This window comes from Acidimangrovimonas sediminis, from assembly GCF_002871005.1.
GTDB lineage: Bacteria > Pseudomonadota > Alphaproteobacteria > Rhodobacterales > Rhodobacteraceae > Acidimangrovimonas > Acidimangrovimonas sediminis.
On sequence record NZ_PHSN01000044.1, the window covers coordinates 15,807 to 29,935 of the forward strand.

A 14,129-nucleotide genomic window follows, 5' to 3' on the forward strand; every position below is an offset into this window, starting at 1 on the left:
GGATGCAGGACCACGAGAAGGCAGAGGGCGCGATCACCGCGGGCGGCGCGCTGTTCGGCAAGCTCAAGGCGCTTGGCGTCGATTATGTCTTCACCAATTCCGGCACCGATTTTCCGCCGATCATCGAAGGGCTGATCGCGGCGCGCGAGGCCGGGGTGGACCTGCCGCAGGCGCTGGTGATTCCGCATGAACACGTCGCCGTCGGCATGGCGCACGGGCACTATCTGGTTTCGGGCAGGGCGCAGGCGGTGATGCTGCACACCAACGTGGGCCTGTCGAACGGTGCGACCGGTGCGATCAACGCGGCCTGCGACCAGATCCCGATGCTTCTGATGTCGGGCCGCACCCCGGTGATGGAGGGCGGCCGCTTCGGCGCACGCACCGTGCCGATTGGCTGGGGGCAGGAGATGCGCGACCAGACCGCGCTGGTGCGCGAGGCCTGCAAGTGGGATTACGAGCTGCGGTTTCCCGAGCAGCTGCCCGAGATGCTGGATCGCGGCTGGGCGATCGCCAATTCCACGCCCACTGGCCCGGTCTACATGTCGCTCCCGCGCGAGGTGCTGTGCGAGGCCTGCCCGCCCGCCGCGATCGCGGCGCCGTCCCGCATGGCGCCGGTCAGGACCGCCCCCGATCCCGCCGCGCTGGCCGAGGCCGCGAACCTTCTGGCACGCGCCGAGCGGCCGCTGATCATCGCCCAGCGTGGAACGGGCTGCGGTGCCGTAAGCGACGACGCCTTCCACGCGCTGGCACGGTTCGTCGAGGCGCGGGCGATCCCGGTTTCGCATTACTGGGCGAACCGGATCGCGATCCCGATGTCCTCTCCCTGCCATGTCGAATGGGTGCCTGCGGACCTGCTGGCCGAGGCGGATGTCGTCCTCGTCCTCGATGCGCTGGCGCCGTGGTGGCCCGACCGGATGGGGCCGCCCGCCGATGCCAAGGTGATCCACGCGGGGCCGGATCCGCTGTTCGCCCGCTCGACGCCGATGCGCAACTTCCGCGCCGACGTGACGCTTGCGGGGGACACGGCCGGGGTCGTGCACGCGCTGATCGCCGCGGTCGAAGGGCTGCCGCGCGACACTGCCGCGATCGCGCGGAGGCTGTCGTCGCTGACCTCGCGTGCCGAGGCCAATCGCGAGGCGGTCACGGCCACGGCCGAGCGCGGCAACGGCGCACCGATGAGCAAGGAATGGGTCAGCCTCTGTCTCGGCCGGGCAGTCCGCAAGCTGCAACAGGAGATGGGCCGCGCGGCCTCGGTCTTCCATGAGCTGGGCGCGCCGCTGGCGGCACTCGGCCTCGACCAGCCCCGCAGCTACTTCCAGGAACCGCATTCCGGCGGCCTTGGCTGGGGGCTTCCCGCCGCGCTGGGGGCGCAGCTGGCAGAGCCCGAGCGCGTGGTGTTCGCGACCATGGGGGACGGCTCCTACATGTTCGCCAATCCCACCGCCTGCCACCAGGTGGCCGAGGCGCTTTCGCTGCCGGTGATCACGCTGGTCCTGAACAATGCCGAATGGGGCGCGGTGCGGCACGCGGTGCAGGGCCTCTACCCCGATGGGTTGGCGGCGAAGGCCAACGACGTGCCGCTGACCGCGCTGACCCCCAGCCCGGATTTCACCCTGACCGCACAGGCCAGCCGCGCCTGGACCGAACGGGTCGAGGACGGCGCGGCGCTTCCCGCCGCGCTCGACCGTGCGATCCGGGTGGCGGTGGAGGAACGGCGGCAGGTCCTGCTGGATATCGCCATCGCCCGCGCGGGATGAGGACGCGGATAACGGAATGTTGACCGCGGGGCACCCCCGGGCTCTAAGAAGAAAAACCAACGCATAGGGAGGAGAAACCAATGCAGAGACGGCACTTCCTGACGATGGCCGGGGCGACGGCGGGGGCCGCGGTGGCCTCGCCCTTCGTGGTGCGGCGCGCCTGGGCGGCCAGCCCCGAGGTGACGCTGAAGTTCCACCACTTTCTCGGGCCGAAGTCGCCCGCGCAGGTGGAGATGATTGAACCCTGGTGCAAGCGGATCGAGGAGGACAGCAAGGGCCGGGTCAAGATCGACATCTATCCGTCGATGAGCCTTGGCGGCGCGCCGCCGCAGCTGTTCCGCCAGGTCGCGACCGGCGTGGTCGACATCATCTGGGCGGTGAACGGCTACACCCCCGGCCTCTTCCCGCATTGCGAGGTGTTCGAGCTTCCGACCGTCTTCACCAACGACATCGCGGCCACGAACCTGGCCATGCGGGCGATGTACAAGGACCATATCGAGAAGGATTACGGCGCGGTCCACCTGCTCTTCAACCATGTCCACGCCGGGCAGGCGATCCACATGGCGAAGAAGCCGGTGCACAAGGTCGAGGATCTGAACGGCACCCGCCTGCGCGTGCCGGGGCCGACCGGTGTCGACGTGGTCAAGGCGGTGGGGGCGGCGCCCGTCACCATGCCCGTGCCCGACCTGCCGCAGGCGCTTTCGACCAACGTGGTCGACGGCGCGCTGATCCCGTGGGAGATCATCCCCGCGCTGCAGCTGCAGGACGTGACCAAGTACCAGATCGAGGGGCCGGAGAAGAAGCGCCTCGGCACCACCACCTTCCAGGTGTCGATGAACAAGGACAAGTGGGCGGCGCTGCCCGACGACCTCAAGCAGGTGTTCGACAAGAACTGCGGTGAGGAGTGGCTGCGCGAGGTCGCCAAGATCTGGCGGATGGACGACGACAACGGGATTGCCGTCGCGGTCAAGCACGGCAACGAGCATATCACCCTGACCGACGAGGCCTGGGACGGCTTCAACAAGGTGCTTTCGCCCGTGGTCGACAGCTGGGCCAAGGCGCATGAGAAGATCGGCGGGCAGGATTACGTGAAGACCGCGCGCGACACGATCGGGAAATACGCCTCGTGAGCGGTGCCGCGAACAAGGCGCCGGGGTCCGCCCCCGGCGCCGCCTCTCTGCCGGCGCGGGTTGCGCGCGGGCTTGCCGTGGTGATCCGGGGATGGGCCGTGCTGGGCGGGCTGATCGTCTGCGGCCTTGCCGTGATGACCGCTTACAGCGCCACCGCGCAGGTGGTGGCGCACGCACCGTTTTCGCCCTCTTACGAATTGACCAAGCTGTTGATCGCGGTCGCGATCTTCGCCTTCCTGCCCTATTGCCAGCTGACCGGCGCGAACGTCACCGTCGACATCTTCACCGAGGGGCTGGGCCCCGGGAAGAAGGCGCTGATGGCGATCCTCTCGGCGCTTTTCGCGCTGGGGTTCTCGGCCCTCCTGCTGCGGCAGATGTGGCTGGGCTTCGGCGATTACATGGCCTTCCCCGAGGTGACACCGGTGCTGCAACTGCCGCTCTGGACTGCCTTTCCGCCGATCCTCGTCTCGCTTGCCCTCTGGGTCGCGGCGGCGCTGATCTCCCTTGTCGACGCGCTGCGGGTGGCGCGCGGGCGTTCCCCCTTCGTCGCCGCCGACGGCATCCAGATCAGCGAATAAGCCATGATGGACAGTTTCTCCCTCGGCCTCATCGGCCTTGTCGTGATGATCGGTCTGATCGTCATCCGCGTGCCCGTGGCCTACACGATGATCCTCGTGGGGATCGGCGGCACCATGCTGACCTCGGGGCCTGCGGTCCTGCTCAGCCAGCTGCGCGACCTCGCCTTCTCGCAATATTCCAGCTACGAGCTCAGCGTCCTGCCGATGTTCATCCTGATGGGGGGACTCGCCGCCCGCTCGGGGTTGTCGCGCGACCTGTTCCGCGCGGGCAACGCACTCCTCGGCCGCTTCCGAGGCGGGGTCGCCATGGCCGCGATCGCCGCCTGCGCGGGGTTCGGCGCGCTTTCGGGCTCCTCCACCGCGACCGCCTCGACCATGGCGCGGGTGGCGTTGCCGGAACTGAAGCGCTACCGCTTCTCGCCCTCGCTCGCCACCGGCGCGATCGCCGCGGGGGGCACGCTGGGTATCCTGATCCCGCCCTCGGTCGTGCTGATCGTCTACGCCGTGATCGTCGAGGTGAACATCGTGACGATGTTCGCCGCCGCCCTCGTGCCCGGGATCCTTGCCACGTTGTTCTTCCTTGCCGCCATCGCGATCTATGTCCGTCTCGTGCCGGGGTCCGGGCCCGAGGGGCAGGCGGTCAGCGCGCGCGAGTTCGGCGCGGCGATGCTGGGCGTGCTTCCGGTCGTGGCGATCTTTGCCGTGGTGATCGGCGGCATCTACGCGGGCATCTACAACCCGACCCCCGCCGCCGGGGTGGGGGTCTTCCTCGTGGCGCTTTTCGGCTTCACCACCGGGCGGCTGCACTGGCGCGAGGCGCTGGAGGCGATCCTGGAAACCGCGCGTACCTCGGGGATGATCTTCCTCATTCTGCTGGGCGCGGAGCTTCTGAAGATCTTCATGGCGCGGGCCGGCGTGCCGCAGGCGGCGGCCAGCGGGTTACAGCATTCGGGCCTGCCGCCCTATGCGATCCTCGTGCTGATCATCGTGATCTTCCTGATCTTCGGTTGCCTGATGGACAGCCTGTCGATGGTGATCCTTGCGATCCCGTTCTTCTGGCCGGTTGTCGCGGGGCTGGACTTCGGCCTTGACCCCAACGACCTGAAGGTCTGGTTCGGGATCATCATCCTCGTGGTGGTGGAGCTGGGGCTGATCACACCGCCGGTGGGCCTCAATGTCTTCATCATCAACGCGATGGATCCCGAGGTGCCGATGCGCGAGACGTTCAAGGGCGTCATGCCCTTCCTCGGGGTCGAGGCGTTGCGCGTCACGCTTCTCGTGCTGTTCCCGGTGCTGAGCCTCGGGTTGCCGCACCTGCTGGCGGGATAGGGCTATCCCGCCAGCCGCGCGCGGTAGGCACCGGGGCTTTCGCCGCAGACCGCGCGGAACCGGCGCGAGAAATAGGACGGATCGGCAAAGCCAAGGCTGTAGCCGATCTCGGCCACCGGAATGCGGGTGAAGGCCAGAAGCCGCCGCGCCTCGGTGATCCGCGCCGTTTCGACATGGTGGCCGGCGGTCTCGCCGGTCGCGGCGCGGCAAAGCCGGTTCAGGTGCCCCGGCGTCAGCGCCAGCGCGCGGGCGTAATCGGCCACGCGCCACCCTTCGGCCAGGTGTTGCGCGATCAGCGTCTCGAAGGCGGCAAGCCGCGGATCTCCGGCCACCGGAGCGGGGGCGGCGCGCGCGGCCTCCTCTGCCGCCAGCCCGGCCAGAAGCGCATGGCTGAGCGCGACCAGAAGCTCGGCCCGAAGCGGCGCCCGGTTCTGGAATGCCGTCTCCAACTGGTCGATCAGCGCCACCGCCCCATCCCCGACAGGCCCCGCGAAGGGCCGCGCCAGCCGCCCCGCCAAGGCGCGCGAACTGCGCCCGATCGCCGCTGTCACTGCGGCGGGAAAGGACAGCACGTGCCCCTCGGCCCCCCGCGCAAAGACGAAGCCATGCACCGCCTGCGGCGGCACGAACAGCACCTGGCCGGAGGTCAACGCGATCTCGCGCCCGTCGACGCGCACGTCGGCGGCGCCCCGCAGCATGTGAAACACCTGCGCCATCTCGCGATGCCGGTGGGGCGCGATCTTCCAGTCATGCAGCCGCGCGCGGTCGCGGATCCGCTCCACATGGATCACGTCGGGAAAGGCCCCGGTCTCGCCGAACAGGTTGAAGACCGGGATCCCGGAAAGCAAGGGCGTGGCAAGGGGCTCCATGCACGAATAGTGCCAGCGATTGCCGCGTTCGTCCATTCTGAGTGGTCTTTCGGGCCGCTAAAGTGCCGCTCAGGGGGAAGGAGACCCATCATGGATACTCAGGTCGTCATCATCGGCGGGGGCCCTGCCGGCCTTCTGCTGTCGCAGCTTCTGAACCGCGCCGGGGTCGAGACGGTGATCCTCGAACGTTCCACCCGCGCGCATGTGCTGGAGAGGATCCGCGCCGGTATCCTGGAATGGGGCACGGTGGAATTGCTGCGCGAGGCGGGCGTCGGCGCCCGGATGGAGGCCGAGGGGATCCCCCATGACGGCTGCTACATGACCGACAGCGATCTGATGGTACATATCGACTTCAAGGGTCTTACCGGCAAGCAGGTCATGGTTTACGGCCAGACCGAGGTGACGCACGACCTTTACGACGCGCAGGATGCGATGGGCACGATCATCCACCACGGGGTGGAGGATGTGCGGATCACCGGCCTCGACGACGCGCAGGCAGTGGTGGAATTCACCCTGAACGGCGAGGCGCGGCGCCTGACCTGCGCCTATGTCGCGGGCTGCGACGGATTCCACGGCGTCAGCCGCCAGAGCATCCCCAAGGAGAAGCGGCAGGAATTCGAGCGGGTCTACCCCTTCGGCTGGCTGGGCATCCTGTCGCGCACGCCGCCGGTGAACGACGAACTGATCTACGCCAACTCGCCCCACGGTTTCGCGCTGGCCTCGATGCGGTCGGAAACCCTGGTGCGCTATTACGTGCAGGTGCCGCTGACCGACAAGGTGGAAGACTGGTCCGACGACCGCTTCTGGACCGAGTTCCGCCGTCGTATCCCGGCGCAGGCTGCCGAGCGGCTGGTGAAGGGCCCATCGATCGAGAAATCCATTGCCCCCCTGCGCAGCTTTGCCTCGGAACCCATGCGCTGGGGCCGGCTGTTCCTTGCAGGCGACGCGGCGCATATCGTGCCGCCGACGGGGGCGAAGGGGCTGAACCTTGCGGTATCTGACGTCTTCTATCTGCACCAGGCGCTGATCGACATGCTCAAGCGTGGCGATGCGCGGGGGATCGACGGCTATTCGCAGCGCGCGCTGGCCCGGGTGTGGAAGGCGATGCGGTTTTCCTGGCAGATGACCATGATGCTGCACCGCTTCGACGGAGAGGACGGTTTCGCCGCCCAGATGCGGCGCGCGACGATGGCCCATCTGGCGGGGTCCGAAACGGCCCGCAAGGACCTGGCGGAGAACTACATCGGCCTGCCTTACTAGGGCCGCCTCGCCGGCGCCACCAACGACTTTCGCGGCCCCCGATCTTCTCCCCCTGTTCCTTACCCCCGGTTCTGGGCTACTCCGGCGGGATCCAAGCCGCGGAGTGCCCGTCATGACCCAGCCCTGCCCCTCCGGCGCCGACATTGCCGAGGCCGAGGCCTTCCTCGCCGCCCATCCCGAGATCGAGGCGATCGACATCGTGCTTCACGACAGCGCGGGCATCGGACGTGGCAAGATCATCCGCCGTCACGAGCTTTTGCCGCTCTACCGCTCGGGCCGGCATATCCCGATCTCCATCCTCGGGCTGGACGTCTGCGGTGAGGACGTGCACGAGACCGGGCTGATCTGGGATCAGGGCGACGGCGACCTGCGCGCCTGGCCGGTGCCCGGCACCCTGAAGCCCCTGCACAACACCCAACCCGCGCGGGCCGAGGTGTTCCTGTCGCTCTACGAACTCGACGGACGGCCGATGACATCGGACCCGCGCCACGCTCTGGCCCGCCAGATTGCGGCCTTCGCCGAGCGCGGCCTGAAGCCCGCGGGTGCGTTCGAACTGGAATTCTTCCTCCTCGACAACGAGCGCGGCCCCGACGGCAAGGTTCGCCCGGCGCGCGACGTCCTCGACGGGCGCGCCAGCAGCAAGACAGAGGTCTACTCGCTCGACCACCTGCACGGGATGCTGCCGCTCTTTTCCGACATCTACGCCGGGGCCGAGAAGGCGGGGATCGTGGCAGAGACGCTGATCTCGGAATACGCGCCGGGACAATACGAGCTCACGCTGCATTACCGCGAGGACGTGATGCAGGCCGCCGACGATATCGTGCGACTGAAACGCATCGTGCGGCAGCAGGCCCGCGCCCATGGTGTCACCGCCTGCTTCATGGCCAAGCCGATCGAGGATTACGCGGGCTCGGGCATGCATTTTCACGTCTCGCTGATGGACAGCGATGGCCGGAACGTGCTGGCAGAGGCGCCGGGCGAGGGCTGGACCGAGACCTTGCTGCATGCACTGGGGGGCCTGAAGACGACGATGGCGGAATCGATGCTGATCTTTGCGCCGCACCTGAATTCCTGGCGACGTTTCGCGAACCAGAGCTATGCGCCGGTCTCGACCGCCTGGGGGGTGAACAACCGCTCGGTCGCGCTGCGCATCCCGGAAGGCGAGGTGAGGGCCCGCCGGATCGAGCATCGTCCCTCGGGGGTCGACGCCAACCCCTACCTCGTGGGCGCGACGGTGCTGGCAGGGATGCTGCATGGCATCGACAACCGCATCGACCCGGGGCCCGAGACCACCGGGAACGCCTATGAAGAAGACAGCGATGACCCGGCGATCCCGCGCGACTGGCTGTCGGCGATCCGACTGGCCGAGGGGTCGGACTTCCTGAAGAAGGCGCTGGGACCGGACATGCATTGCACCTTCACCGCAATCCGCGCCGCCGAATACGCCCGCGTCGCCCGCACCATCGCGGACGTGGATTACCAGCTTTACCTGCACACGATCTGATGGGACGGGCGGGGGAGGGCGCGGATCTGAGCGTTCGTGGGTGATCAGGAATGCCCCGGGGCGGGGAGACGACTTCTGCGCTAGGCTCAGGACCGATTGGTCGGCTTGCATCGCCCTTGGTGGCGTGATTCATGCTCTCCCACATTGGTGGAGTACGATGAGCAATCTTTTCTGGCTGACTGACGAGCAAATGGCGCGCCTTCGGCTATTCTTTCCGTAGAGCCATGGCCGCCCGCGGGTCGATGACCGGCGGGGCTTGAGAGGTATAATCTTCATTAATCGCAATGGCTTGCTATGGCATGGCGTCCCTGGGGAATAGGGCCCGCGCAAGACGCTCTACAACCGTTGGAAGCGCGGGAGCGAGATGGGCGTGTTTGCCAGGATCTTCGAAAGTCTGGCGGCGGGCGCGGCGGAGCCAAGTACGGTCATGATCGATGCGACCTATCTGGAAGCGTACCGCACGGCCTCGAGCCTGCGGAGTAAAAAGGGGAACGTGGACGATCTATCGGCGGCACCAAGGGTGGGATGAAGACCAAACTCCATGCGATGACCGGCGCAAGGGGACGCCTGATCCGGTTCTACAGGTCTGCCGGACAGGTCAGCGATTAGACTGGGGCAGCGGCTCTTATGGGCGGTCTGCCTGCCGCGCAGTGGTCGCTCGCCGACCGAGGCTACGACGCCGACTGTTTCCGAGATGCCCTGCAATACAATGGGATCAGTGCCTGCATTCCTGGCCGCAAGGCGCGCAGGATCCCCGTCAAATATGGCAAGCGCCGCTACATAAGCCGTGGCAGGTCAGCCGCAACCGTAGCGAGATAATGTTCGGCAGGCTCACGAACTGACGACGCGTCGCGACCCAGTATGACAGGTGCCCAAAAGTGTTCTTCTCAGCCGTCGCGCTCGCCGCGAAAGTGCTGTTCTGGTTAGGAGGTCTGAGGCTAAGAAGCTTGGAGCAAATGAGTCTGCATTCCAAAATGCGCGCTCATTCCGGGCCGCTTTGGGTGGCCGCGGCTTCCGTCAGGACCCTCTCCAGGTCTTCCGCTGCTCGTCCGACCGAGAAATTTCCATCGTAGCAAGGCCGCGCCGCGGCTTGGAGCGCGGCGGAGGCGGAAGGGTCGAGGCTGAGGAAGCGGGCAAGCAGCTGCTCGGTGCCCTCCAACGTGTCCGGGGCGACGAGGCCGGCGCCCGCGGCTTCGACCTCGCGCCAGATGTTGACCTTGTCGGAGATCAGGACCGGGGTGCCGGCGGCCAGGGCCTCGGCGACGGCGATGCCGAAATTCTCCTGATGCGAGGGCAGTACGAAGGCCCGGGCGCTACGCAGGGCCCCTGCCTTGGCATCGCCTGTCAGCATGCCGGGCCAATGAATCCGCCCGGCGACTCCGGCCTTTTCGGCGCGGGCACGCAGTTGCGGCACCAGCCCGGTATGATCTGGACCGGCCATGACGAGCTGCAGATCGCCGGCTGTCACCGCGACCTTTCCGAAGGCATCAATCAGAAGATCGCAGCCCTTCTTCTCGTGAATCCGACTGAGATACAGCAGGTAAGGCCGCCCCGCGAGGCCAGGCACGGCTGCCGCTGCCGCGACCCGGCTGCGCTCAAGGCTGGCCGGGTCATCGGCAGAGGGCGCCACACCATAGGCGATGACCTGTCCGCGGAAACGGTAGCCGAAGAACACAGGTTCGGACAGGCGCCGCTCCTCTTCCGAGGTGAAAAGCACCCGATGTGCATCGCGCAGGGCCCGACCCTGCAGCAGCCAGAAGGCCTGCTTGGCCCAGTGTTTCGCCGGATAGGCCTGACGAAACCAGGGATCCATCATCCCGTGACTAAAGAGCACATAGGGTAGCCCCGCCTGAGTCAGTGCACGCCAGCCTCCGACCGAGGCGAAGTTCCATAGTCCATGGATCACCGCGACATCAAAGCGATGCGCATTCTGTCGGATCCATTCGAGGAAGGCAGCGCTATAGGTGAGCTTCGGCAGAACCTTGCGCGCGCCGCAGGCGGCGACCGGGAAGGGGCAGGCGGCGAGGAAGGGCGCATCCGGTGGATCGAGGGTCACCGCCTCTGTCTCGTGGCCCCGCTGTGCGAGCTCGGCAGTGGAGCTCAGCAGACCCGCGACGGGGCCGCCCGATTCCGGGTTCATGCCCGCGATGACACGAAGGATCCTCATGCCGCCATCCGCTCTTCGCCACCACAGGACGTCAGAAGATCCCCGAGATTGGCCTCGAGATTGGGACGCAGATAGTGCTCAGCAAGTTTGCGCGCCCCGGCCTGACCGAGGCGGCGAGCCAGGTCGTAATCGCCGAGCAAAGCGGCGAGCCGCCTGGCCAGGAGGGCGTGATCCGTGGGATCTACCGCGTAGCCGTCGAGCCCGTCGGTGACGATCTCGGTTGAGGCCCCGCGGGTCGAACAGATAACCGGAAGCGCATAGCGCCAGGCCTCGAGATAAACGATGCCGAAGCCTTCCTTGGCCGAAGGCAGGGCAAATACCCGTGCGCCCTCGTAGGCGGCAAGCAGGGCCGCGTCGTCGACCCGACCGTGGAAGGTAATGCGGTGGCTTTGTCCGAGCTCGGCGCAGAGCGTCTCGAGTTCGGGGCGCAGCACCCCGTCGCCGATGATGTCGAGCCGAGCCCCGGCAAGCTCGGTCGGCAGCTCCGCCATCGCCCGGATCAGCGTGTCGAGATGCTTGGCCCGGTCGTGACCCGCCATGCGCGATACGGCGAGGATCCGCGGCGCCTCCGCCGGGGTACGGGCGGTATCGACGGGCCCGTCGACAGTGTTCGGGAAGAGTGCGAATTTCGACGGCGGGACATCGAATTTCATAGCCATGATCCGCGCGGTATAGTCGCTGACCGAAGCAATCCGGTCGACCGACCGGAGCATGAATGGTTCGTAGCGGCGCTTCACCCGGTAAATGGGATCGTCCCAGGCCTCGGCACCATGCACGAACATCACCAGCTTCAGCCGAGGGTTCAGGCGTTTCAGGCCCCAGGCGACGGGCAAGAGGTTGATGTGCCCCACGATCAGGATGTCATGACGCCGGGCGGCGGCGAAGCTGCGCCGCAGGAAGCCAAACCGGTCGGGCCCGAAGGCGGTGACGAAGGGGGCAAGCCCTGCCGGTATGTCGGCGGCGGTGTCGCGCATGACGTGGCACGAAACGTGGCAAAGCCCGGCCGCGCGGCGCTTGTCCAGCGTCTCGAGGATCCGCTGGTTGAAGCGCTGGATCCCCCCCATCTGGCTGAAGGTGTCGAGCGCGAGGAAGAGGATGCGCGGCTGTCCGGTCATCACGCGGCGACACCCTCGGCCCTGAGGAAATGGCGGTAGGCGTCGGCGATGCCTTCCTCGAGGCTGCGCCCCCGGTTCCAGCCCATGCCATGCAGCCGCGAACTGTCCATCAGCTTGCGCGGCGTGCCGTCGGGCTTGGTCGCGTCGAAGGTCAGCCGCGCATCGTAGCCCACCACCTTGGCGATAGTCTCCGCGAGTTCGCGGATCGTGACCTCGACGCCCGAGCCGACGTTCACATGCTCGTACCCGGAATATTCCTTGAGCAGGAAGACCAGCGCATCGGCCAGATCGTCGCAATGCAGGAACTCGCGCAGCGGCGTACCCGAGCCCCAGACCACGACCTCCTTCGCACCGGTCTGCTTGGCCTCGTGGAACTTGCGCAGGAGCGCGGGCAACACGTGGCTCGACTGCAGGTCGTAATTGTCGCCAGGGCCATACAGGTTTGTGGGCATGGCCGAGATCCAGTCGCGCCCATATTGCTTGCGGTAGGCCTGGCAGAGCCTGATGCCCGCGATCTTGGCGATCGCGTACCATTCGTTGGTCGGCTCGAGCGGGCCGGTCAGCAGGCTGTCCTCGGGGATCGGCTGCGGGGCGAGCTTGGGGTAGATGCAGGAGGAGCCGAGAAACAGGAAGCGCCCGACATCGTTCTCATGTGCGGCATGGGCGATGTTGGTCTCGATCACCAGGTTGTCGTAGAGGAAATCGACCGGGTTGCTGTTGTTCGCCAGGATCCCCCCCACCTTCGCCGCGGCCATGACGATGGCATCGGGCCTCGTCTGCGCCATCCAGGCATGAACCGCCTTCTGGTCGGTCAGATCCACCACGTCGCGGCCGGCGGTGATCACCTCGCACTCCTCCGAGGCGAGGCGACGCACCACGGCGCCGCCAACCATGCCGCGGTGCCCCGCCACCCAGATGCGCTTGCCGGTGAGGTCATAGGTCATGTTGTCTCTCCTTCGCCCCGCCGATCACTCCACGCTGACCGGCAGCGCGAGCCCGTGTTCGTTGAGGAGCTTCAGGCGGCGTGCGGCCTTGTGGTCGGCGGCGACCATCTCGGCGCACATTTCCCGCGCGGTGATCTCGGGCACCCAGCCGAGCTTCTGCTTGGCCTTGGAGGGATCTCCCAGAAGGGTGTCGACCTCCGCGGGGCGGAAATAGCGCGGATCGATCCGCACGATCACGTCGCCCGGCTTCACCGCCGGGGCGAGATCGCCCTCGACCGCGGCCACGGTCGCGACCTCCTCGACGCCTTCGCCTGAGAATTCCAGCGTGATGCCGAGCTCGGCCGCCGACCAGGTGATGAACTCGCGCACCGAATACTGCACGCCGGTCGCGATCACGAAATCCTCTGGCTCTTCCTGCTGCAGCATCATCCACTGCATGCGCACGTAATCCTTCGCATGGCCCCAGTCGCGCAGGCTGTCGATGTTGCCCATGTAGAGGCAGGGCTCGAGGCCCATCGCGATGTTCGACAGGCCGCGGGTGATCTTGCGGGTGACGAAGGTTTCGCCCCGGCGCGGGCTCTCGTGGTTGAAGAGGATGCCGTTGCAGGCATAGATCCCGTAGGCCTCGCGGTAGTTCACGGTGATCCAGTAGGCATACATCTTGGCCACGGCATAGGGTGAGCGCGGATGGAAGGGCGTGGTCTCGCGCTGCGGGATCTCCTGGACGAGGCCATAGAGTTCCGAGGTCGAGGCCTGGTAGAACCGGCTCTTCTTCTCAAGCCCGAGGAAGCGGATCGCCTCCAGCAGCCGCAGCGTACCGATCCCGTCGACATCGGCGGTGTATTCCGGTGCCTCGAAGGAGACGGCGACATGGGACTGGGCGCCGAGGTTGTAAACCTCGTCCGGCTCGATGTCGCGCAAGAGCCGGGTGAGGTTTGAGGTGTCGGTCAGATCGCCGTAATGGAGTTTCAGCCGCGCATTGTCGATGTGGGGATCCTGGTAGAGGTGATCGACCCGCTGGGTGTTGAAGAGCGAGGCGCGGCGCTTGATGCCGTGAACCTCGTAGCCTTTCCCGAGCAGGAACTCGGTCAGGTAGGAGCCGTCCTGACCGGTGATGCCGGTGATCAGTGCCTTTTTCATTCTGTCCCTTTTCCGTCTGGCAAAGCCCGCGCGAGAGACTGCCTGGCGGGAATATCTTTCACGTCATACCTGGACGTGATCGGCGGGCAGGAGGAGCGCGGCGCCGTCTCACGTCGTCGGCCAGTCTAGTCGAGGCGTCGGGTCCGGTCGAGATGCGATCCCGTTCAGGTTGATCCTGTCGATCCTTTTTACAAAATCTTCAAAAGCTTATGGCTCGGGCGGGAAGAATGCTCAAGAATTGGGCCGATGTTATGCGCGGGAATATGCCAGGCGTGTTTCGATCGCCTTCAAAAGTCGCACGTTTGGCATGGTGCTTGGGCGGGTGCCAGATTAGCA

11 protein-coding genes and 1 pseudogene are annotated in these 14,129 nt (G+C 66.6%); 7 read left to right on the forward strand and 5 right to left on the reverse strand.

All coding sequences use genetic code 11. The features are described 5' to 3' along the window. Positions 1–2 precede the first annotated feature (2 nt). The 4 genes from CVV76_RS23085 (at position 3) to CVV76_RS23100 (ending at position 4,794) form a co-directional block, all read left to right on the forward strand. Entirely contained in the window at positions 3–1,757 is a 1,755-nt protein-coding gene (locus CVV76_RS23085) for a thiamine pyrophosphate-requiring protein (protein WP_102227044.1), read from the forward strand. A gap of 80 nt (positions 1,758–1,837) precedes the next feature. Further along, entirely contained in the window at positions 1,838–2,887 is a 1,050-nt protein-coding gene (locus CVV76_RS23090; RefSeq protein WP_102227045.1) for a TRAP transporter substrate-binding protein, read from the forward strand. Continuing rightward, positions 2,884–3,465, forward strand: a complete 582-nt coding sequence (locus CVV76_RS23095; RefSeq protein ID WP_102227046.1) for a TRAP transporter small permease — start codon at positions 2,884–2,886, stop codon at positions 3,463–3,465. Before CVV76_RS23090 ends, CVV76_RS23095 begins: the two co-directional genes overlap by 4 nt. Before the next feature lie 6 nt (positions 3,466–3,471). After that, entirely contained in the window at positions 3,472–4,794 is a 1,323-nt protein-coding gene (locus tag CVV76_RS23100) for a TRAP transporter large permease (RefSeq protein WP_102227053.1), read from the forward strand. A gap of 2 nt (positions 4,795–4,796) precedes the next feature. Here the strand turns inward: CVV76_RS23100 and CVV76_RS23105 are convergent, their stop codons facing one another. Next, complete coding sequence (locus tag CVV76_RS23105) at positions 4,797–5,699, reverse strand: helix-turn-helix domain-containing protein (protein ID WP_233193122.1); 903 nt, start codon at positions 5,697–5,699, stop codon at positions 4,797–4,799. 54 nt (positions 5,700–5,753) lie between these two features. Between CVV76_RS23105 and pobA the strand changes: the two genes are divergently transcribed. The 3 genes and pseudogenes from pobA to CVV76_RS23120 all read left to right on the forward strand — a co-directional run. Beyond that, positions 5,754–6,923, forward strand: coding sequence for a 4-hydroxybenzoate 3-monooxygenase (pobA, locus tag CVV76_RS23110; RefSeq protein WP_102227047.1), 1,170 nt, complete (start codon positions 5,754–5,756; stop codon positions 6,921–6,923). A gap of 112 nt (positions 6,924–7,035) precedes the next feature. Continuing rightward, positions 7,036–8,427, forward strand: coding sequence for a glutamine synthetase family protein (locus CVV76_RS23115; RefSeq protein WP_102227048.1), 1,392 nt, complete (start codon positions 7,036–7,038; stop codon positions 8,425–8,427). A gap of 157 nt (positions 8,428–8,584) precedes the next feature. After that, positions 8,585–9,353, forward strand: a pseudogene (locus CVV76_RS23120) (IS5 family transposase); the annotation flags it as partial. Between the two features lie 56 nt (positions 9,354–9,409). Here the strand turns inward: CVV76_RS23120 and CVV76_RS23125 are convergent. Genes CVV76_RS23125 through gmd form a run of 4 tightly spaced genes read right to left on the reverse strand, consistent with a single transcriptional unit; the run spans position 9,410 to position 13,793 of the window. Next, on the reverse strand, positions 9,410–10,594 hold the full coding sequence (locus CVV76_RS23125; protein ID WP_102227049.1) for a glycosyltransferase: 1,185 nt from the start codon (positions 10,592–10,594) through the stop codon (positions 9,410–9,412). Next, entirely contained in the window at positions 10,591–11,709 is a 1,119-nt protein-coding gene (locus CVV76_RS23130) for a glycosyltransferase family 4 protein (RefSeq protein WP_102227050.1), read from the reverse strand. The genes CVV76_RS23125 and CVV76_RS23130 overlap by 4 nt, the downstream gene beginning before the upstream one ends. Then, positions 11,709–12,653: a GDP-L-fucose synthase gene (gene fcl / locus CVV76_RS23135; protein WP_102227051.1), complete on the reverse strand. Its 945-nt coding sequence runs from the start codon at positions 12,651–12,653 to the stop codon at positions 11,709–11,711. Before fcl ends, CVV76_RS23130 begins: the two co-directional genes overlap by 1 nt. 24 nt (positions 12,654–12,677) lie before the next feature. Then, a complete protein-coding gene (gene gmd / locus CVV76_RS23140) occupies positions 12,678–13,793 on the reverse strand; it encodes a GDP-mannose 4,6-dehydratase (RefSeq protein ID WP_102227052.1) in 1,116 nt (371 codons plus the stop codon). Between the last annotated feature and the right edge of the window lie 336 nt (positions 13,794–14,129).